General features: G+C 68.5%; 1 protein-coding gene (cut by a window edge). It reads left to right on the forward strand.

Annotated elements, in window-relative coordinates:
* Window positions 1–23,951, forward strand: partial view of a type I polyketide synthase gene (locus tag TPA0908_RS20250; protein ID WP_281940191.1) — the 5' portion only. It continues 2,569 nt past the right edge of the window; the window shows 23,951 of its 26,520 coding nt (coding positions 1–23,951); its start codon is at window positions 1–3; its stop codon lies beyond the right edge, outside the window.

Raw genomic sequence — 23,951 nt, forward strand, 5'->3', positions numbered from 1 at the left:
ATGTCTGAGATCTCCCGAGACCAGGATAGTGCGATTGCCGTTATTGGTGTGTCGTGCCGTCTGCCACGCGCCGCTGGTCCGGCAGCATTCTGGACCCTGTTACGCGATGGACTGGATGCGATCACGTCCACTCCTGCTGATCGGTGGGGCGTCGCTGCGTTCGATCCGGGTGGTCCGGCCCTGGGTGCGGGGTATGGGGGCTTCCTTGACGGGGTTGATCAGTTTGATGCGGGTTTTTTCGGGATTTCGCCGCGGGAGGCTGCTGCTGTTGATCCGCAGCAGCGGTTGGCGCTTGAGTTGGGTTGGGAGGCGCTTGAGGACGCCGGCGTGGTGCCGGAGCGTGTCAGGGGTGCCCGTGTCGGGGTGTTCATCGGTGCGAATAAGGATGACTACGCCACTCTGTCGCGTCGGTACGGGGTGGAGGCGATAACTGAGCACAGTACTACTGGTCTGCAGCGTGGCATGATCGCTAACCGGGTGTCGTATGCGTTCGGGTTGACGGGGCCGAGCATCACGGTCGATACCGCTCAGTCGTCGTCGCTTGTCGCTGTTCATCTGGCGTGTGAGAGTCTGCGTCGCGGCGAGTGTTCCAGCGCGATTGTCGGCGGGGTTCTTCTGAATCTCAGCGCGGAGGCTGCTGTTGAGTTGTCGAGGTTCGGGGCGTTGTCGCCGGATGGCCGCTGTTTCACGTTTGATGCGCGGGCCAACGGGTTCGTGCGCGGTGAGGGTGGCGGGGTCGTTGTCCTGAAGCCGTTGCGGCAGGCGATGGCCGATGGTGACCACGTGTATTGCGTGATTCGCGGCAGTGCTGTCAACCACGATGGGGTGAGCGAGGGTCTGACGGTTCCTAGTGCCTCCGCGCAGGAGGAGGTCATTCGGTTCGCGCATGAACGCGCAGGCGTACGGGCGGCGGATGTTCAGTATGTCGAGCTGCACGGCACCGGCACGAGGGTTGGTGATCCGATCGAGGCGGCCGCGTTGGGTGCGGCCGTTGGCAGGCCCCGCCGTGCACGCGGTCCACTGTGGGTGGGCTCGGTCAAGACGAACATCGGCCATCTTGAGGGTGCTGCGGGTATCGCCGGACTCCTCAAGGTGATCTTGGCGATTCGTCATCGTCAGATTCCGGCCAGCTTGAACTTCCGGCAGGCGAGTCCGGGGGTTCGGCTGGAGGAACAGAACCTGCACGTGCAGACGCAGACCGCGGGATGGCCGGACCCTGGCCGGCTGCTGGTCGCGGGCGTCAGTTCGTTCGGCATGGGCGGCGCCAACTGCCACGTCGTCGTCAGCGAGGTCGCCGACGGTGAGGCTGGGCAAAGCGTCACGCTCGACGGACCGGCGGGGTCGGCGCCGTTGGCACTGCCGCTGTCGGCGAGAACGGCCCGTGCGTTGGGTGAGCAGGCGGTCAGGTTACGGGCGTTCGTGACCGAGCAGCCGGAGATCCCGGTCCGGGATGTGGCCTGGACTCTGGCCACCGCCCGGTCGGTGTTCGCGCACCGGGCGGTGGTGGTGGCCGCGGATGTGGACGGCCTCCTGACCGGGTTGCAGGACCTGGCCGGCTTGCAGGACCCGGCCGGGTTGCGGGATGTGGATGTTTCGTCTGCGGTGGTGCGTGGTGTGGCGGCGGGTGTGGGTGGGTCGGGTGCGGTGTTTGTGTTTCCGGGGCAGGGGGCGCAGTGGGTGGGTATGGGGGTGGCGCTGTGGGATGCCGAGCCGGTGTTCGCGGAGGCGATGGTGCGGTGTGGGGAGGTGTTGGCGCCGTTGGTGGGTTGGTCGTTGCGGGAGGTGTTGGCTGATCCGGTGTTGTTGGGTCGGGTGGATGTGGTGCAGCCGGTGTCGTGGGCGGTGATGGTGTCGTTGGCGCAGTTGTGGCGTTCGGTGGGTGTGGTTCCGGCGGCGGTGGTGGGTCACAGTCAGGGTGAGATCGCTGCGGCGTGTGTGGCTGGTGGCTTGTCTCTGGCTGATGGGGCGCGGGTGGTGGTGTTGCGGAGTCGGGCGATTGCGGCGTTGTCGGGGTCGGGGGGCATGGTGTCGGTGCCGGCGCCGTTGGACGAGGTGCGGGAGTTGATCGGCGGGTGGGGTGGGGACCTGTCGGTGGCGGCGGTCAATGGTCCGGCGCAGGTGGTGGTGTCTGGTACCACGGCTGCGTGTGAGGAGTTCGTGCGGGCGCATGCGGGGTTGGGGGTTCGTCGGATCGCGGTGGATTATGCGTCGCATTCGCCGCAGGTGGAGGCGATCCAGGACCGGCTGCGCACCGATCTGGCCGATCTACAACCCTCCAGTGGGCAGGTGCCGTTCTATTCGACTCTGGAGGCGGGGCGGGTCGATACCGCTGGTCTTGATGGGGAGTACTGGTATCGCAATCTGCGGCACCCGGTCCGGTTCGCTGAGGTGATCGGGACGCTGACCGAAGCCGGCTACCGCACGTTTGTGGAGGTCAGTTCGCATCCGGTGTTGGCGATGGCGGTGGAGCAGGCCGGTGAGGGCCTGGTGGTGGCGGGCACGCTGCGTCGTGACGACGGTGGACGCGAGCGTTGGCTACGGTCGATGGCCGCTCTGCACGTGGCTGGTGTCACCATCGACTGGACCCCGACTTTTGCTGGTGACGTGCCCCGGCGCGTGCCGCTGCCCACGTACCCGTTTCAGCGTCAGCGCCACTGGTTTGCGGACACGCTGGCTGAGCCTCTTGGTTCCAGTGTCGCCTCGATCGGCCAAGCCCAGGACGCGGTCGAGCGCCGTGACATCAGCGCGGCTGCGTTTGGCCCTGCCGAGACCGAACGTTCCGCGAGGCGGGACGGTCCTGGCGAAGCCGGTGTGAGAGTCGAGCCGGTGGCCGGCGGCGGGTGGCAGCTGCTTGACCTGATCCGTATTCATGCGGCCGCCGTGCTTGGTCATGCGGGGCCGCAGGATGTCGACGCTGACCGGAGCTTCAGGGAGCAGGGCTTCGACTCGTACGCCGCCATCAAGATGTGTGACCGACTCGCCGCGGTGACAGGGCTGCGGCTGCCGACCACCCTGCTGTTCAACTATCCCACCCCCGTGAAGCTGCGGGAGTACCTCCAGCGTCGGTTGGATGGGCTGTCTGAGCCGGCAACCGAACCGGTCGCTGTGGACACCGCGCTCGACGAGCCGGTAGCGATCGTGGGGATGGGATGTCGGTATCCGGGTGGGGTGGATGACCCGGACGGGTTCTGGCAGTTGCTGGTCGAGGGCGTCGACGCGGTGGGTGAGTTCCCCACGGACCGGGGTTGGGACCTGACAGCGCTGCACGACTCCGGCCGGCAACGCTCGCAGACCCGGTACGGAACGTTCCTCCCCGAGGCCGGCATGTTCGACGCGGGATTCTTCGGGATCAGTCCGCGGGAAGCCATGGCGATGGATCCGCAGCAGCGGTTGTTGTTGGAGGTTTCCTGGGAGGCGTTGGAGCGGGCCGGGATCGACCCGTCCGGGCTACGTGGGTCGGACACCGGCGTGTACGTGGGCCTCATGTACCACGACTACGCCATGCAGTTGGCGGCGAGCCCGGCCGAGACCGAGGGATACACGCTGACCGGGACCAGCGCAAGTGTGGCATCAGGGCGGGTGGCGTACACGCTGGGGTTGGAGGGCCCGGCGGTGTCGGTGGACACGGCGTGTTCGTCGTCCCTGGTCGCGGTGCATTTGGCGGCGCAGGCGTTGCGGTCGGGTGAGTGTTCGATGGCCCTGGCCGGCGGCGTGACAGTGATGGCCACACCGGGCGCGTTCGTGGAGTTTTCCCGGCAGGGCGGGTTGGCTGCCGACGGGCGGTGCAAACCGTTCGCGGACGCCGCCGACGGCACAGGTTGGGGTGAGGGTGTCGGAATCCTGGTGCTGGAACGACTGTCCGATGCCCGCAGGCGGGGGCATCAGGTGTTGGCGGTGGTGCGCGGCAGCGCGGTCAACCAGGACGGCGCCTCCAACGGGTTGAGCGCCCCGAACGGGCCGTCGCAGCAGCGGGTGATCCGTCAGGCTTTGGCGAACGCGCGGTTGTCGCCGGGCGAGGTGGATGTGGTGGAGGCGCACGGCACAGGCACCACGCTGGGTGACCCGATCGAGGCGCAGGCGCTGATCGCCGCCTACGGCCAGGACCGGCCGGCGGGGCAGCCGTTGCGCCTGGGGTCGGTGAAGTCGAACATCGGCCACACCCAGGCAGCCGCCGGCGTCGCCGGGATCATCAAGATGGTCCTCGCCATGCGGCACGGGCTGATGCCCAAGACACTGCACGTGGACACCCCGTCCACACATGTGGACTGGTCGGCTGGCTCGGTGCAACTACTGACCGAGGCCACATCGTGGCCAGGTAACGGCCGGCCACGACGAGCTGGGGTGTCGTCGTTCGGGATCAGCGGCACCAACGCCCACCTCATCCTGCAAGAACCCGAACCGCTCGAAATCCCGGACGAGACCGAACCGTTCGAGTCGCCGCGGGACACACCGGCTGACCCGGCGGCCTCGGACCAGGAATCGGGTCATGAACCGGTCCCGCTGCCCGGTGGGGTGGTGCCGTGGCTGCTGTCGGCTAAGTCCGAGGTCGCGTTGCGGGCGCAGGCGCAGCGGCTGGCCGGGTTCCTGACCGACCGGCCCGAGGCCGAGCCGGTCGCGGTGGGGCGCGGGTTGGCGGGCCGGTCGGTGTTCACGCACCGGGCGGTGGTCCTCGGTCAGCAGCGGTCGGTGTTGATGGATGGGTTGCGGGCGCTTGCCTCCGGTGGTCAGGCGTCGGGGGTGGTGACCGGAGTCGCTGGGGCCGGTCGGCTGGCGGTGGTGTTTTCCGGGCAGGGTAGCCAGCGCCTCGGGATGGGCCTGGGCCTGTACGAGGCGTATCCGGTGTTCGCTGAAGTGTTCGATCAGGTTTGCGCGTCCTTTGACCAGCATCTCGAGCGGTCGTTGCGGGACGTGGTCGCGGGTGAGCCGCAGCTGCTGGACCAGACGATGTACACCCAGGCAGGGCTGTTCGCGGTACAGGTGGCCCTGTACCGGTTGCTCGGCTCGTGGGGGGTGGTTCCGCAGTGTCTGGCGGGGCATTCGATTGGTGAGTTGAGCGCGGCGCATGTGGCCGGGGTGTGGGATCTTGCCGATGCGGTGGCGGTGGTGGCCGCGCGGGGCCGGTTAATGCAGGCGCTTCCTGCTGGTGGCGCCATGGTGGCGTTGACCGCCAGTGACACTGAAGCGCAGGAGTTGATTGCCGGGCACACCGATCTGGTGGGGGTGGCGGCGGTCAACGGTCCCCGCTCCACGGTGATCTCCGGTGACCAGACCGTGGTGTTGGACCTGGCACAACAGTGGCGAGACGCCGGCGGCAAGGCCCGGCAGCTGCGGGTCAGTCACGCGTTCCACTCGCCGTTGATGGAACCGATGCTGGCCGACTTCGCCCACGTGCTGACCGAGGTGGCCTGGCGGGAGCCGACCATCCCGGTGGTCTCCGGCACCCCCGACGCAGACGTGACCCAACCCGAATACTGGCTGACACACACCCGCCAAACGGTGCGGTACCACGACGCGGTGACCGCGCTACGCGAGCACGGCGTGGATGTCTTCCTCGAACTCGGCCCGGACGGCACCCTGACCTCGATGGCAGACACCGATACCCCGGATGCAGGGGTGTGGCTGCCAGCGATGCGCGCCGAACGGGACGAGCCGCAGACACTACTGACCGCGGTCGCTGGTATCCACGCGCACGGCGCGGCGGTGGACTGGCCGACACTACTTGTCACGAGTGCCGGTCCGGCTGAGGCCACGGGCGTGGGCGTGGCGGTGGGCGGGGCCATCGCGCTGCGGGCTGAGTTGCCTACCTACCCGTTTCAGCATCAGCGGTTCTGGCCGGCGTTGCGGGGTGTGTCGGTGCGGGGTGGCGATGGTGGGTTTGATGCGGAGTTTTGGCAGGTGGTGCAGCGGGGTGATGTGGCGGCTTTGGCTTCTGCTTGGGGGGTGGATGAGCAGGGTGTGGCTATGGTTTTGCCGGGGTTGGTGGCGTGGCAGCGGGCTCGTCAGGATCGGCGGCTGATTGACACGTGGCGGTATCGGGTTGTGTGGGAGCCGTTGACCGGTGGTCCTGAAGCGGCGCTGAACGGTAGCTGGCTTGTGGTGTATGGCGCGGATCTGGCGGCTGATGAGGTCGGGTCGGGGTGGGTCGGGCGGGTCGAGCAGGTCTTGGTCGGGCATGGCGCGCGGGTGGTGCGGGTAGCTGTTGACGGCACCCGGGTGGGGGTGGCTGCGGCGTTGCGGGCGGTGGTGGCCGGGCCCGACAGGGCCGGGTGGGGTGGGGTGGTGTTCCTACCCGGTCGGGCGCCGGTGCAGGAGCTGTTGGCGTTGCTGCAGGGTCTACACGACATCGACACGGGTAGCGACGCGGGGCGGGTGTGGGTCCTCACTCGTGGCGCGGTGGGCACGGGTCGGTTCGACGCTCCTGCTGATCCGGTGCAGGCTCAGGCGTGGGGTTTGGGTGTGGTCGCGGCGTTGGAGTATCCCCGCCGGTGGGGTGGTCTGGTGGATCTGCCGGTGGTGTGGCCTGAGGCGTCGCGAGACGCGGCTGCGGTGGCGCGTCGTTGTGCCGCGGTGCTGGCCGGGTGGAGTGGTCAGGATCAGGTCGCGGTGCGTGCGAGTGGTGTGTATGGGCGCAGGTTGGTGCGTGCCCGGGCGGAGGAGTCACCGCGGGTGTGGCAGCCTCAGGGCACGGTGCTGGTCACTGGTGGTACCGGTGGATTGGGCGCGCACGTGGCTCGCTGGGTGGCCCGCAATGGCGCAGAACATGTGGTGTTGACGTCCCGCCGGGGCGTGGACGGGCCGGGTGTGGTCGAGCTGGTTGATGAGCTGACCGCTGGAGATCGGGTCCGGGTCAGTGTGCGGGGTTGTGATGTGGCGGATCGTGACGGGTTGGCCGCGGCCCTGAGCGGAGTGGGGCCGGTGGATGCGGTGGTCCATGCCGCCGGGATCGGTCAGCTCGCGTCCATCGACGACACCGACCCGGGGGTGGCGGAGCAGATCTTGGCGGCGAAGGTCGCGGGTATCCGTAACCTGCACGAGTTGTTGGTCGAGGGGTCTGAGCACCGGTTGGACGCGATGGTGTTGTTCTCCTCGAACGCCGGTGTGTGGGGTAGCGGCGGGCAGGGGGTGTACGCGGCCGCGAACGCGTTCCTGGACGCCTACGCCGCTCAGCAGCGTGCCCTGGGACGGCCGGTGACCAGTGTGGCGTGGGGCTTGTGGGCCGGCGAGGGAATGGCCGAGCAGGCTGACACCACACAGTTGCAGCGGCGTGGAGTACGCGGCATGGATCCGCAGCGGGCGGTGCAGGCCCTGGCCGAGGCGGTCGGTCAGGGTGAAGGCTTCCTCGCCGTCGCTGACGTGGACTGGACCCAGTTCACCCGAGCGTTCACCTCCGCACGCCCGAGTGCGCTACTAGCCGGCCTACCCGAGGCACAGACCGCCATCACCGACGCTGAACCCGGGCCATCCGACGATTCAGCACTGGCCACCGAACTGCGGACGTTGACCGGCCCGCAACGCCAGCAGAAGATCCTCGAACTGGTACGCGCCCACGCGGCCACCGCCCTCGGCCACGACAGCGCCCAAGCAATCCCACCCGACCGGGCATTCCGCGAACTCGGCTTCGACTCACTCACCGCGGTAGAACTACGCAACCGGTTGGCCACCGCCACCGGACTGCCGCTACCAACCACACTGGTCCTCGACTACCCCAGTGCCCAGGTGTTGACCGACCATCTGACGGACCTGCTGCTGGGCAACAACACTGCCGCAGCCGCCACGCCAGTAGCGGCCCGCGCGGATATCGACGAACCGGTGGCGATTGTCGGGATCGGGTGTCGATACCCGGGTGGAGTGGACGACCCGGACGGGTTCTGGCAGTTGCTGGTCGAGGGCGTCGACGCGGTGGGTGGCTTCCCCATCGATCGGGGTTGGGATGCGGGGTATGACCCGGATCCGGCTCGGTCGGGAACCAGTTACGTCCGGGAGGGTGGGTTCCTGGCTGGTGCGGCGTTGTTCGATGCGGGGTTCTTCGGGATCAGTCCGCGGGAGGCTGTGGCGATGGATCCGCAGCAGCGGTTGTTGTTGGAGGTTTCCTGGGAGGCGTTGGAGCGGGCCGGGATCGACCCGTCCGGGCTACGCGGCTCGGACACCGGCGTGTATGTGGGCACGAACGGTCAGGACTACGTCTCGATGATTGGTGACGCGCAGACCGGCAGTGAGGGGCATCTCCTGACCGGTAACGCGGCGAGTGTCATGTCGGGGCGGGTGGCGTACACCCTGGGCTTGGAGGGCCCGGCGGTGTCGGTGGATACGGCGTGTTCGTCGTCCCTGGTGGCGGTGCATTTGGCGGCGCAGGCGTTGCGGTCGGGTGAGTGTTCGATGGCCCTGGCCGGCGGCGTGACGGTGATGGCTACCCCGGGCGCGTTTGTGGAGTTTTCCCGGCAGGGTGGGTTGGCTGCCGATGGGCGGTGCAAACCGTTCGCGGATGCGGCTGACGGTACGGGTTGGGGTGAGGGTGTCGGAATTGTGGTGCTGGAACGACTGTCCGATGCCCGCCGGCGGGGGCATCAGGTGTTGGCGGTGGTGCGGGGCAGCGCGGTCAATCAGGATGGCGCGTCGAATGGGTTGAGTGCGCCGAATGGTCCGTCGCAGCAGCGGGTGATCCGTCAGGCGTTGGCGAATGCGCGGTTGTCGCCGGGCGAGGTGGATGTGGTGGAGGCGCACGGCACAGGCACCACGCTGGGTGACCCGATCGAGGCGCAGGCGCTGATCGCCGCGTACGGCCAGGACCGGCCGGCGGATCAGCCGCTGCGGCTGGGGTCGGTGAAGTCGAACATCGGCCACACCCAGGCAGCCGCGGGCGTCGCCGGGATCATCAAGATGGTCCTGGCGATGCGGCACGGCTTGATGCCCAGGACGCTGCACGTGGACCCCCCGTCGACACATGTGGACTGGTCGGCTGGCTCGGTGCAGCTGCTGACCGAGGCCACGCCGTGGCCGGTCAACGGGCGGCCACGACGGGCTGGGGTGTCGTCGTTCGGTATCAGCGGCACCAACGCCCACCTCATCCTCGAAGAACCCGAACCGCTCGAGATCCCGGAAGACGCCGAACCGTTCGAACCGCCGCAGGACACACCGGCCGAACTGGGCCAACAGTCGCCGGCGGTCCCGCTGTCGGGTGGGGTGGTGCCGTGGTTGTTGTCGGCTAAGTCTGAGGTGGCGTTGCGGGCGCAGGCGCAGCGGTTGGCGGGGTTCGTGGCCGACCGGTCCGAGGTCGGGTCGATTGCGGTGGGGCGGGCGTTGGTGGACAGCCGGGCGACCGAGTTCCCCTACCGGGGTGTGGTGCTCGGCCAGCACCGGTCGGCGTTCATGGACGGGCTACAGGCGCTGGCCTCCGGTGTCGAGGCGCCGGGGGTGGTTGCCGGGATCGCTGGGTCTGGTCGGTTGGCGGTGGTGTTTTCGGGGCAGGGTAGCCAGCGGGTTGGGATGGGTCTGGGTCTGTATGAGGCGTATCCGGTGTTCGCTGAGGCGTTCGATGAGGTCTGCGCGTTCTTCGACCAGCATTTGGAGCGGTCGTTGCGGGAGGTGGTTGCGGGCGAGGCGCGGTTGTTGGATCAGACGGTGTATGCGCAGGCGGGGTTGTTCGCGGTGCAGGTGGCGTTGTTCCGGTTGGTTGGTTCGTGGGGGGTGGTGCCGCAGTGTGTGGCGGGGCATTCGATTGGTGAGTTGAGTGCGGCTCATGTGGCGGGGGTGTGGGATTTGGCTGATGCGGTGGCGGTGGTGGCTGCGCGGGGTCGTCTGATGCAGGCGCTTCCTGCTGGTGGGGCCATGGTGGCGTTGACCGCCAGCGACGCCGAAGCCCACGACCTGATCGCGGGGCACACCGATCTGGTGGGGGTGGCGGCGGTCAACGGCCCCCGCTCGACGGTGATCTCCGGTGACCGGGACGTGGTGTTGGACCTGGCGCAGCGGTGGCGAGACGCCGGTGGTAAGGCGCGGCGGTTGCGGGTCAGTCACGCGTTCCATTCGCCGTTGATGGAGCCGATGTTGGCCGAGTTCGCCGACGTGTTGGGCGGGGTGGTGTGGCGGGAGCCGACCATTCCGGTGGTGTCGGGCACGCCGGGTGCGGACGTGACCGAGCCGGGATATTGGCTGGCGCATGTCCGCCAGACGGTGCGCTACGACGACGCGGTGAACGCGCTGCGTGAGCAGGGCGTGGGTGTCTTCCTCGAGCTGGGACCGGACGGCACGCTGACCTCGATGGCCGACCCCGACACGGACGTGTGGCTGCCCGCGCTGCGAGCTGAGCGGGACGAGCCGGAGACACTACTGACCGCGGTCGCCGGTGTCCACGTACACGGCGGGACCGTGAACTGGCCGACACTACTCGACACGACCGCCGGTCGGCGGGCTGTGGAACTGCCGACCTACCCGTTCCAGCATCAGCGATTCTGGCCACAGTCGGCGGTGGCCGGTGTAGGGGACGCTCGGGTCTTGGGGCAGGGTTCGGCTGATCATCCGTTGTTACGTGCGGCGGTGTCGTTGGCTGATGGGGACGGGGTGGTGTTGACCGGCCGGTTGTCGTTGTCGGCGCAGCCGTGGTTGGCCGATCATGCGGTGTTGGGTTCGGTGTTGTTGGCGGGCACGGCGTATGTGGAGTTGGTGATGTACGCCGGCGACCAGGTGGGCTGTGCCCTGGTCGAGGAGTTGACGCTCCAGAGCCCGTTGGTGCTGCCCGAGCAGGGCGCAGTGCAGGTGCAGGTGTGGGTCGGTGATCCCGGCCAGGATGGTCGACGGCCGGTCAACGTGTACTCCCGACCAGAAGGCGCGGAAGGTTCGTGGATTCGGCATGCCACGGGTGTGTTGAGCCCGCAGGCTGGTCGGGTGCCGTCCGGGTTGGGGCAGTGGCCGCCGGCCGGTGCGCGGCCGGTGGCGGTGGAGGGCGTGTACGAGCGGTTGGCTGACGGCGGGTACGTGTATGGGCCGGTGTTTCAGGGTTTGCGGGCGGTGTGGCGTTCCGAGCGGGATGTGTATGCCGAGGTGACCCTGCCCGAGCAGGTCGAGACTGGCGGGTTCGGGTTGCATCCGGCGGTGTTGGACGCGGCGTTGCATCCGATCGGGTTGACCGGACTTCTCGGTGATGAGGCGGTGTTGCCGTTCGCGTGGAGCGGGGTGCGGCTGCACGCGACTGGAGCTACCACGCTACGAGTCCGGCTGACACCCACCGACGACGGCGGTATCGCGGTGGCGGTGTTCGACACCACCGGCCAGCCGGTGCTGACCGCGGACTCGCTGGTGTTGCGGCCGGTGACCACCGACCAGTTGGGTGCCGGGATGCCGGATGCGGCGCAGTCGCTGTTCGCGGTGGAGTGGGTGCCGCTGCCGGACGCGGAATCTGGCACCACGGCGGCGGCTACCGAACTGGTCTGGGGATGGCATGGGCAGGTTGCTGGTGAGCTGCCCCCGGTGGTGGTGGCCGAGCTACCGGCTGCGGGCGACGCGGTGGGTGTTGTCGAGGCCACGCACGCGGCGAGCGCGTTGGTGTTGGGTTGGATCCAGGAGTGGCTGGCGGATGCGGCCACGGAGGGTTCCCGGTTGGTGGTGCTCACTCGTGGCGCCACTGATGGTAGTGACTTGGCTGCGGCTGCGGTGTGGGGTCTGGTCCGCTCCGCGCAGTCCGAGCACCCCAATCGGTTCATCCTGCTGGACCTCGACGATCACACCGACCCCGGCAGCGGACTAGGCAGGATCCTGACGGCGGTGCTCGACAGTGACGAGCCGGAGATCGCGGTACGCGCCGGTGACCTGTATGCCCGGCGGTTGACCCGAGCCGGTGGTACTGGCCGGCTATCCCTGCCCGGCGCTGAGCGATTGTCGTGGCGTCTTGATGTGTTGGAGCCGGGCAGTTTGGACAACCTGGCGGTGGTGGATTGTCCGGGGGTGGTGGCGCCGTTGGGGGTTGGGCAGGTGCGGGTTGGGGTGCGGGCGGCGGGGTTGAATTTCCGGGATGTGTTGGTCGGGTTGGGGATGTATCCGGATTCGGCTGCGGTGATGGGTAGTGAGGCGGCCGGGGTGGTGCTTGAGGTCGGCGCGGGTGTGTCGGGGGTGGTGGTTGGGGATCGGGTGTTCGGGATGTTCAACGGTGCGTTGGGGCCGGTGGCGGTCACCGATCATCGTCTCTTGGCGCGGGTTCCGCGGGGCTGGTCGTTTACTCGGGCGGCGTCGGTGCCGATTGTGTTTCTGACCGCGTTCTATGCGTTGCGGGATCTGGCCGAGGTGCGGGCGGGGCAGCGGATCCTGATTCATGCTGCGGCTGGTGGGGTGGGTATGGCTGCGGTGCAGTTGGCCCAGGCGTGGGGGTTGCAGGTGTACGCCACTGCCAGTGCCGGTAAGTGGGACATCTTGCGGGGGATGGGTGTGGACGATGCGCAGCTGGCGTCGTCCCGGGATTTGGAGTTCCGTCGCAGCTTCCTGGCCGTGACCGGTGGGGAGGGGGTGGATGTGGTGCTCAACGCCTTGGCCGGGGAGTTCGTGGACGCGTCGCTGGACCTGTTGCCTCGTGGTGGCCGGTTCGTGGAGATGGGTAAGACCGATGTGCGGGACCCGGCCCGGGTCGTCGCGGATCACCCGGGGGTGGTGTATCAGGCGTTTGACCTGTCCGAGGCCGGCGCTGACCGGATCGGGCAGATGCTGGGCGAGATCCTGGACATGTTCGCCGCGGACATCCTCCAACCACTGCCGGTGAGCGTGTTCGAATCAGTCCAGGCCGTGCAGGCCTTGCGTTATCTGCAGGCGGCCCGTCATGTGGGCAAGGTGGTGCTGCGGCTACCGGCCGGTCTGGACGCGGGTGGCACGGTGGTGATCACTGGTGGGACCGGGGTGTTGGGTGGGTTGGTGGCCCGGCATCTGGTCACCGCGCACGGAGTCAGGCACCTGTTGCTGTTGTCCCGGCGCGGCCCGGCCGCGGCCGGGGCGGCGGAACTGGTCGGTGAGCTGACCGGGTTGGGCGCACGGGTGCAGGTGGCGGCGTGTGATGTCGCTGACCGGAACGCTCTGGCTGAGGTGTTGGCGGGGGTGCCGGTCGAGCATCCGGTGGTCGGGGTGGTGCACACCGCCGCAGTCCTCGACGACGGGGTGATTGAGGCGTTGACGCCGCAGCGGCTGGAGACCGTGCTGCGGGCCAAAGCCGACGCGGCATGGTGGCTGCACGAACTGACCCGGGATGCGGATCTCGGGTTGTTCGTGGTGTATTCGTCGGCGGCGGCCACGCTCGGGTCACCGGGGCAGGGAAACTACGCCGCGGCCAACGCGGTCCTGGATGCCTTGGCGCTGCGGCGGCAGACCGCAGGTCTGGTCGGGCAGTCGTTGGCGTGGGGGCTGTGGGCCCAGCAGTCGGCGATGACCGGGCATCTCGACGAGGTCGACCTGGACCGGATGCGACGCGCCGGCATCCTTCCCCTCTCCTCCGAGCAGGGCTTGGCGCTGTTCGACACGGCAGTACGTACTGACCAGCCGCAGCTGGTGCCGATGCGGGTAGACCTGCCTGCGCTGCGTCGTACCGGGGCCGGTGGCGTGCCGCCGTTGTGGCGGGCGTTGGCCGGCGGCCCGGCCCGTCGGGCGGCGACCACCGCCGATATGCGGGTGGATCTGGCCGCCAGGTTGGCCGCTATGGGGGGCGAGGAACGCCAGCGGACAGTCTTGGAGCTGGTGCGGGCACAAGCCGCGGTCGTGCTCGGCCATGCCGACCCCGCGGCGATTGATCCGGACAGCGCGTTCCGTGAACTCGGGCTCGATTCGTTGACCGCGGTGGAGTTGCGTAACCGGTTGGCTGCCGCGACCGGGTTGTCGTTGCCGGCCACGCTGGTCTTCGACTATCCGACACCGGTGGTGTTGACCGGGTTCGTGTTGACGGAACTGCTTGGTGAGCAGACCGATGTCCTTACGCCGGTGGCGGTCGGTGCGGGTGTCGACGAGCCGGTGGCGATCGTGGGGATGGGGTGTCGGTATCCGGGCGGAGTGGACGACCCGGACGGGTTCTGGCAGCTGCTGGTCGAGGGCGTCGACGCGGTGGAGGGATTCCCCGCGGACCGGGGTTGGGACCTGACAGCGCTGCACGACTCCGGCCGGCAACGATCGCAGACCCGGTACGGAACATTCCTGTCCGGGGCCGCGATGTTCGACGCGGGGTTCTTCGGGATCAGTCCGCGGGAGGCCGTGGCGATGGATCCGCAGCAGCGGCTGTTGTTGGAGGTTTCCTGGGAGGCGTTGGAGCGGGCCGGGATCGACCCGTCCGGGCTACGCGGCTCGGACACCGGCGTGTACGTCGGCACCAGCGGCCAGGACTACATCTCCATGATCGGCGACGTGCAGACCGGCAGCGAGGGACACCTCCTGACCGGTAACGCGGCCAGTGTCATGTCGGGGCGGGTGGCGTACACCCTGGGTCTGGAGGGCCCGGCCGTGTCGGTGGACACGGCGTGTTCGTCATCAGCGGTCGCGGTGCATCTGGCGGCGCAGGCGTTGCGCTCGGGTGAGTGTTCGATGGCCCTGGCCGGCGGTGTGACGGTGATGGCCACGCCGGGCGCGTTTGTGGAGTTTTCCCGGCAGGGCGGGTTGGCTGCCGACGGGCGGTGTAAGCCGTTCGCGGACGCCGCCGACGGCACGGGTTGGGGTGAGGGTGTCGGGGTGTTGGTGTTGGAGCGGTTGTCGGATGCTCGTCGGCGGGGGCATCGGGTGTTGGCGGTGGTGCGGGGCAGCGCGGTCAATCAGGATGGCGCGTCGAATGGGTTGAGTGCGCCGAATGGTCCGTCGCAGCAGCGGGTGATCCGTCAGGCTTTGGCGAATGCGCGGTTGTCGCCGGGCGAGGTGGATGTGGTGGAGGCGCACGGCACGGGCACCACGTTGGGTGATCCGATCGAGGCGCAGGCGCTGATCGCCGCGTACGGCCAGGACCGGCCGGCGGGGCAGCCGTTGCGGCTGGGGTCGGTGAAGTCGAACATCGGCCACACCCAGGCGGCCGCGGGTGTTGCTGGGATCATCAAGATGGTCCTGGCGATGTGGCACGGTTTGATGCCCAGGACGCTGCACGTGGACGAGCCGTCGTCGCATGTGGATTGGTCGGCTGGGTCGGTGCGTCTGCTGACCGAGGCCATGCCGTGGCCGGTCAATGGGCGGCCCCGGCGGGCTGGGGTGTCGTCGTTCGGGATCAGTGGCACCAACGCCCACCTCATCCTGGAGGAGGCCGATCCCGTACCGGACCCGGCGTTGGGTCATGAGCCGGCCCCGCTACCGGGGGGCGGGGTGGTGCCGTGGTTGTTGTCGGCTAAGTCTGAGGTGGCGTTGCGGGCGCAGGCGCAGCGGTTGGCGGGGTTTGTGGCGGACCGGCCTGGGGTGGATCCGGTGGTGGTGGGGCGGGCGTTGGCGGGCCGGTCGGTGTTTGCGTATCGGGCGGTGGTGGTGGCTGGGGAGGTGGACGGGTTCCTGGCTGGGTTGCGGGATGTGGATGTTTCGTCTGCGGTGGTGCGGGGTGTGGCGGCGGGTGCGAGCGGTGGGTCGGGTGCGGTGTTTGTGTTTCCGGGGCAGGGGGCGCAGTGGGTGGGTATGGGGGTGGAGTTGTGGGATGCCGAGCCGGTGTTCGCGGAGGCGATGGTGCGGTGTGGGGAGGTGTTGGCGCCGTTGGTGGGTTGGTCGTTGCGGGAGGTGTTGGCTGATCCGGTGTTGTTGGGTCGGGTGGATGTGGTGCAGCCGGTGTCGTGGGCGGTGATGGTGTCGTTGGCGCAGTTGTGGCGTTCGGTGGGTGTGGTTCCGGCGGCGGTGGTGGGTCACAGTCAGGGTGAGATCGCTGCGGCGTGTGTGGCTGGTGGCCTGTCGTTGGCGGATGGGGCCAGGGTGGTGGTGTTGCGGAGTCGGGCGATTGCGGCTCTGTCGGGGTCGGGGGGCATGGTGTCGGTGCCGGCGCCGTTGGACGAGGTGCGGGAGTTGATTGCCGGGTGGGGTGGGGATTTGTCGGTGGCGGCGGTTAATGGTCCGGCGCAGGTGGTGGTGTCTGGTACCACGGCTGCGTGTGAGGAGTTCGTGCGGGCGCATGCGGGGTTGGGGGTTCGTCGGATCGCGGTGGATTATGCGTCGCATTCGCCGCAGGTGGAGGCGATCCAGGACCGGTTGTACACGGATTTGGCTGGTTTGCGGCCCTCCAGTGGGCAGGTGCCGTTCTATTCGACTCTGGAGGCGGGGCGGGTCGATACCGCTGGTCTTGATGGGGAGTACTGGTATCGCAATCTGCGGCACCCGGTCCGGTTCGCTGAGGTGATCGGGACGCTGACCGAAGCCGGCTACCGCACGTTTGTGGAGGTCAGTTCGCATCCGGTGTTGGCGATGGCGGTGGAGCAGGCTGGTGAGGGCCTGGTGGTGGCGGGCACGCTGCGTCGTGACGACGGTGGACGCGAGCGTTGGCTGCGGTCAATGGCCGCTCTGCACGTCGCCGGGATCGCCATCGACTGGACCCCGGCACTGGGCACCGGCCCGACCCACACGGTTGCCCTGCCGACCTACCCGTTCCAGCATCAGCGGTTCTGGCCGCAGACCGTGGCTGGCGGTGTGGGGGATGTTCGGGTGTTGGGGTTGGGTTCGGTTGGTCATCCGTTGTTGCGTGCGGCGGTGTCGTTGGCTGATGGGGATGGGGTGGTGTTGACCGGCCGGTTGTCGTTGTCGGCGCAGCCGTGGTTGGCCGATCATGCGGTGTTGGGTTCGGTGTTGTTGGCGGGCACGGCGTATGTCGAGTTGGTGATGTACGCCGGCGACCAGGTCGGGTGTGCCCTGGTCGAGGAGTTGACGCTGCAGACCCCGCTGCTGCTGCCGGAGCAGGGTGGGGTGCAGGTGCAGGTGTGGGTCGGTGATCCCGGCCAGGATGGTCGACGGCCGGTCAACGTGTACTCCCGACCAGAAGGCGCGGAGGGTGTGGGGGGTTCGTGGATTCGGCATGCCACGGGTGTGTTGAGCCCGGAGGCTGGTCGGGTGCCGTCCGGTTTGGGGCAGTGGCCGCCGGCCGGTGCGCGGCCGGTGGCGGTGGACGGCGTGTACGAGCGGTTGGCCGACGACGGGTACGTGTACGGGCCGGTGTTCCAAGGTTTGCGGGCGGTGTGGCGTCACGAGCGGGATGTGTATGCCGAGGTGACCCTGCCTGAGCAGGTCGAGACTGGCGGGTTCGGGTTGCATCCGGCGGTGTTGGACGCGGCGTTGCATCCGATCGGGTTGACCGGGCTGCTCGGCGGCGACGATGGCGGGGCGGTGTTGCCGTTCACGTGGAGTGGGGTGCGGTTGCACGCGACCGGGGCGACCACGCTGCGGGTTCGGCTGGCACCGGCCGACGATGGGGCTGTTGCGGTGGCGGTGTTCGACACCACCGGCCAGCCGGTGTTGACCGCGGACTCGCTGGTGTTGCGGCCGGTGACCACCGATCAACTCGCCGTCGGGATGCCGGATGCGGCGCAGTCGTTGTTCGCGGTGGAGTGGGTGCCGCTGCCGGACGCGGAATCTGGCACCACGGCGGCGGCTGCCGAACCGGTCTGGGGATGGCATGGGCAGGTTGCTGGTGAGCTGCCCCCCGTCGTGGTGGCCGAGCTGCCAACTCCAGACGATGCGGTGGGTGTTGTCGAGGCCACGCACGCGGCGAGCGCGTTGGTGTTGGGTTGGGTCCAGGAATGGCTGGCCGATGCGGCCACGGAGGGTTCCCGGTTGGTGGTGCTCACTCGTGGCGCCACTGATGGTAGTGACTTGGCTGCGGCTGCGGTGTGGGGTTTGGTCCGTTCCGCGCAGTCCGAGCATCCCAATCGGTTCGTCCTGCTGGACCTCGACGATGACACCCACTACGACAGCGACCAGGGTAGCGACCTGGGCAGGCTCCTGACGGCGGTGCTCGACAGCGGCGAACCCGAGATCGCGGTACGCGCTGGTGGGCTGTACATCCGGCGGTTGGTCCGGGCCGGTACTGGCCGTCTGCTCCTGCCTGGTCCTGAGCGGTTGTCGTGGCGTCTTGATGTGTTGGAGCCGGGCAGTTTGGACAACCTGGCGGTGGTGGATTGTCCGGGGGTGGTGGCGCCGTTGGGGGTTGGGCAGGTGCGGGTTGGGGTGCGGGCGGCGGGGTTGAATTTCCGGGATGTGTTGGTCGGGTTGGGGATGTATCCGGATTCGGCTGCGGTGATGGGTAGTGAGGCGGCCGGGGTGGTGCTTGAGGTCGGCGCGGGTGTGTCGGGGGTGGTGGTTGGGGATCGGGTGTTCGGGATGTTCAACGGTGCGTTGGGGCCGGTGGCGGTCACCGATCATCGTCTCTTGGCGCGGGTTCCGCGGGGCTGGTCGTTTACTCGGGCGGCGTCGGTGCCGATTGTGTTTCTGACCGCGTTCTATGCGTTGCGGGATCTGGCCGAGGTGCGGGCGGGGCAGCGGATCCTGATTCATGCTGCGGCTGGTGGGGTGGGTATGGCTGCGGTGCAGTTGGCCCAGGCGTGGGGGTTGCAGGTGTACGCCACTGCCAGTGCCGGTAAGTGGGACATCTTGCGGGGGATGGGTGTGGACGATGCGCACCTGGCGTCGTCCCGGGATTTGGAGTTCCGTCGCAGCTTCCTGGCCGTGACCGGTGGGGAGGGGGTGGATGTGGTGCTCAACGCCTTGGCCGGGGAGTTCGTGGACGCGTCGCTGGACCTGTTGCCTCGTGGTGGCCGGTTCGTGGAGATGGGTAAGACCGATGTGCGGGACCCGGCCCGGGTCGTCGCGGATCACCCGGGGGTGGTGTATCAGGCGTTTGACCTGTCCGAGGCCGGCGCTGACCGGATCGGGCAGATGCTGGCCGAGATCCTGGACATGTTCGCCGCGGACATCCTCCAACCACTGCCGGTGAGCGTGTTCGAATCAGTCCAGGCCGTGCAGGCCCTGCGTTACCTGCAGGCGGCCCGTCATGTGGGCAAGGTGGTGCTGCGGCTACCGGCCGGTCTGGACGCGGGTGGCACGGTGGTGATCACTGGTGGGACCGGGGTGTTGGGTGGGTTGGTGGCCCGGCATCTGGTCACCGCGCACGGAGTCAGGCACCTGTTGCTGTTGTCCCGGCGCGGCCCGGCCGCGGCCGGGGCGGCGGAACTGGTCGGTGAGCTGACCGGGTTGGGCGCACGGGTGCAGGTGGCGGCGTGTGATGTCGCTGACCGGAACGCTCTGGCTGAGGTGTTGGCGGGGGTGCCGGTCGAGCATCCGGTGGTCGGGGTGGTGCACACCGCCGCAGTCCTCGACGACGGGGTGATCGGGGCGTTGACGCCGCAGCGGCTGGAGACCGTGCTGCGGGCCAAAGCCGACGCGGCATGGTGGCTGCACGAACTGACCCGGGATGCGGATCTCGGGTTGTTCGTGGTGTATTCGTCGGCGGCGGCCACGCTCGGGTCACCGGGGCAGGGAAACTACGCCGCGGCCAACGCGGTCCTGGATGCCTTGGCGCTGCGGCGGCAGACCGCAGGTCTGGTCGGGCAGTCGTTGGCGTGGGGGCTGTGGGCCCAGCAGTCGGCGATGACCGGGCATCTCGACGAGGTCGACCTGGACCGGATGCGACGCGCCGGCATCCTTCCCCTCTCCTCCGAGCAGGGCTTGGCGCTGTTCGACACGGCAGTACGTACTGACCAGCCGCAGCTGGTGCCGATGCGGGTAGACCTGCCTGCGCTGCGTCGTACCGGGGCCGGTGGCGTGCCGCCGTTGTGGCGGGCGTTGGCCGGCGGCCCGGCCCGTCGGGCGGCGACCACCGCCGATATGCGGGTGGATCTGGCCGCCAGGTTGGCCGCTATGGGGGGCGAGGAACGCCAGCGGACAGTCTTGGAGCTGGTGCGGGCACAAGCCGCGGTCGTGCTCGGCCATGCCGACCCCGCGGCGATTGATCCGGACAGCGCGTTCCGTGAACTCGGCTTCGACTCGTTGACCGCGGTGGAGTTGCGTAACCGGTTGGCTGCCGCGACCGGGTTGTCGCTGCCGGCCACGCTGGTCTTCGACTACCCCAGTGCGGAGGTGTTGACCGACCATCTGACGGACCTGCTGCTTGGTAAGAACGCTGCCGTGGCTGTCGCGCCGGTGGTGGTCGGTGTGGGTGTCGATGAGCCGGTGGCGATTGTGGGAATGGGGTGTCGGTATCCGGGTGGGGTGGGTGACCCGGACGGGTTCTGGCAGTTGCTGGTCGAGGGTGTTGACGCGGTGGGTGGGTTCCCCGTGGATCGGGGTTGGGATGTCGGCTCGTGGGATGACCCGGACCCGGATCCGGCGCGGTCGGGGACCAGCTATGCCCGGGAGGGTGGTTTCCTGACTGACGCGGCGTTGTTCGATGCGGGGTTTTTCGGGATCAGTCCGCGGGAGGCTGTGGCGATGGATCCGCAGCAGCGTTTGTTGTTGGAGGTTTCCTGGGAGGCGTTGGAGCGGGCGGGGATCGATCCGTTCGGGCTGCGTGGGTCGGACACCGGTGTGTATGTCGGTACCCATGGGCAGGACTATCCGACGTTGTTGAGTGTGGCCGATTCTGCGGGGGATGGATTCTCCGGTACCGGTAACGCGGCGAGTGTCATGTCGGGGCGGGTGGCGTACACGCTGGGCTTGGAGGGCCCGGCCGTGTCGGTGGATACGGCGTGTTCGTCGTCGTTGGTGGCGGTGCATTTGGCGGCGCAGGCGTTGCGGTCGGGTGAGTGTTCGATGGCCCTGGCCGGTGGCGTAGCGGTGATGGCCACTCCAGGGACGTTTGTGGAGTTTTCCCGGCAGGGTGGGTTGGCTGCTGATGGGCGGTGTAAGCCGTTCGCGGATGCGGCTGATGGTACGGGTTGGGGTGAGGGTGTCGGGGTGTTGGTGTTGGAGCGGTTGTCGGATGCTCGTCGGCGGGGGCATCAGGTGTTGGCGGTGGTGCGGGGCAGCGCGGTCAATCAGGATGGCGCGTCGAATGGGTTGAGTGCGCCGAATGGTCCGTCGCAGCAGCGGGTGATCCGTCAGGCTTTGGCGAATGCGCGGTTGTCGCCGGGCGAGGTGGATGTGGTGGAGGCGCACGGCACAGGCACTACGCTGGGTGATCCGATCGAGGCGCAAGCGCTGATCGCCGCCTACGGCCAGGACCGGCCGGCGGGGCAGCCGTTGCGGTTGGGGTCGGTGAAGTCGAACATCGGCCACACCATGGCAGCCGCGGGCGTCGCCGGGATCATCAAGATGGTCCTCGCCATGCGGCACGGGCTGATGCCCAGGACACTGCACGTGGATACCCCGTCGTCACATGTGGACTGGTCGACCGGATCGGTGCAGCTGCTGACCGAGGCCACGCCATGGCCGGACGGTGGCCGGCCGCGACGGGCCGGGGTGTCGTCGTTCGGGATCAGTGGCACCAACGCCCACCTCATCCTCGAAGAAGCCGATCCGTTCGAGTCGCTGCAGGGCACACCGGCTGACCCGGCGGGCTCTGGCCAGGAGTCGCCGGCCCCGCTATCGGGCGGCGGGGTGGTGCCGTGGTTGTTGTCGGCTAAGTCTGAGGTGGCGTTGCGGGCGCAGGCGCAGCGGTTGGCGGGGTTTGTGGTCGACCGGCCTGGGGTGGAGCCGGTGGTGGTGGGGCGGGGGTTGGCGGCCCGGTCGGTGTTCGCGCATCGGGCGGTGGTGGTGGCTGGGGAGGTGGACGGGTTCCTGGCTGGGTTGCAGGATCTGGCTGGGTTGCGGGATGTGGATGTTTCGTCTGCGGTGGTGCGTGGTGTGGCGGCGGGTGTGGGTGGGTCGGGTGCGGTGTTTGTGTTTCCGGGGCAGGGGGCGCAGTGGGTGGGTATGGGGGTGGAGTTGTGGGATGCCGAGCCGGTGTTCGCGGAGGCGATGGTGCGGTGTGGGGAGGTGTTGGCGCCGTTGGTGGGTTGGTCGTTGCGGGAGGTGTTGGCTGATCCGGTGTTGTTGGGTCGGGTGGATGTGGTGCAGCCGGTGTCGTGGGCGGTGATGGTGTCGTTGGCGCAGTTGTGGCGTTCGGTGGGTGTGGTTCCGGCGGCGGTGGTGGGTCACAGTCAGGGTGAGATCGCTGCGGCGTGTGTGGCTGGTGGCTTGTCGTTGGCGGATGGGGCCAGGGTGGTGGTGTTGCGGAGTCGGGCGATTGCGGCTCTGTCGGGGTCGGGGGGCATGGTGTCGGTGCCGGCGCCGTTGGACGAGGTGCGGGAGTTGATTGCCGGGTGGGGTGGGGATTTGTCGGTGGCGGCGGTTAATGGTCCGGCGCAGGTGGTGGTGTCTGGTACCACGGCTGCGTGTGAGGAGTTCGTGCGGGCGCATGCGGGGTTGGGGGTTCGTCGGATCGCGGTGGATTACGCGTCGCATTCGCCGCAGGTGGAGGCGATCCAGGACCGGTTGTACACGGATTTGGCTGGTTTGCGGCCCTCCAGTGGGCAGGTGCCGTTCTATTCGACTCTGGAGGCGGGGCGGGTCGATACCGCTGGTCTCGATGGGGAGTACTGGTATCGCAATCTGCGGCACCCGGTCCGGTTCGCTGAGGTGATCGGGACGCTGACCGAAGCCGGCTACCGCACGTTTGTGGAGGTCAGTTCGCATCCGGTGTTGGCGATGGCGGTGGAGCAGGCTGGTGAGGGCCTGGTGGTGGCGGGCACGCTGCGTCGTGACGACGGTGGACGCGAGCGTTGGCTGCGGTCAATGGCCGCTCTGCACGTCGCCGGGATCGCCATCGACTGGACCCCGGCACTGGGCACCGGCCCGACCCACACGGTTGCCCTGCCGACCTACCCGTTCCAGCATCAGCGGTTCTGGCCGCAGACCGTGGCTGGCGGTGTGGGGGATGTTCGGGTGTTGGGGTTGGGTTCGGTTGGTCATCCGTTGTTGCGTGCGGCGGTGTCGTTGGCTGATGGGGATGGGGTGGTGTTGACCGGCCGGTTGTCGTTGTCGGCGCAGCCGTGGTTGGCCGATCATGCGGTGTTGGGTTCGGTGTTGTTGGCGGGCACGGCGTATGTCGAGTTGGTGATGTACGCCGGCGACCAGGTCGGGTGTGCCCTGGTCGAGGAGTTGACGCTGCAGACCCCGCTGCTGCTGCCGGAGCAGGGTGGGGTGCAGGTGCAGGTGTGGGTCGGTGATCCCGGCCAGGATGGTCGACGGCCGGTCAACGTGTACTCCCGACCAGAAGGCGCGGAGGGTGTGGGGGGTTCGTGGATTCGGCATGCCACGGGTGTGTTGAGCCCGGAGGCTGGTCGGGTGCCGTCCGGTTTGGGGCAGTGGCCGCCGGCCGGTGCGCGGCCGGTGGCGGTGGACGGCGTGTACGAGCGGTTGGCCGACGGCGGGTACGTGTACGGGCCGGTGTTCCAGGGTTTGCGGGCGGTGTGGCGTTCCGAGCGGGATGTGTATGCCGAGGTGACCCTGCCCGAGCAGGACGAGACCGGCGGGTTCGGGTTGCATCCGGCGGTGTTGGACGCGGCGTTGCATCCGATCGGGTTGACCGGGCTGCTCGGCGGCGACGATGGCGGGGCGGTGTTGCCGTTCACGTGGAGTGGGGTGCGGTTGCACGCGACTGGGGCGACCACGCTACGAGTCCGGCTGACACCCACCGACGACGGCGGTATCGCGGTGGCGGTGTTTGACACCGCCGGCCAGCCGGTGCTGACCGCGGACTCGCTGGTGTTGCGGCCGGTGACCACCGACCAGTTGGGCGCCGGGGTACCGGATGCGGCGCAGTCGCTGTTCGCGGTGGAGTGGGTGCCGCTGCCGGACGCGGAGCTCGACACCACGCCGGCGGCTACCGAACCGGTCTGGGGATGGCATGGGCAGGTTGCTGGTGAGCTGCCCCCCGTCGTGGTGGCCGAGCTACCAACTCCAGACGATGCGGTGGGTGTTGTCGAGGCCACGCACGCGGCGAGCACGTTGGTGTTGGGTTGGGTTCAGGAATGGCTGGCCGATCCGGGCACGGAGGGTTCCCGGTTGGTGGTGGTCAC

Source organism: Micromonospora sp. AKA38, assembly GCF_027925725.1.
GTDB lineage: Bacteria > Actinomycetota > Actinomycetes > Mycobacteriales > Micromonosporaceae > Micromonospora.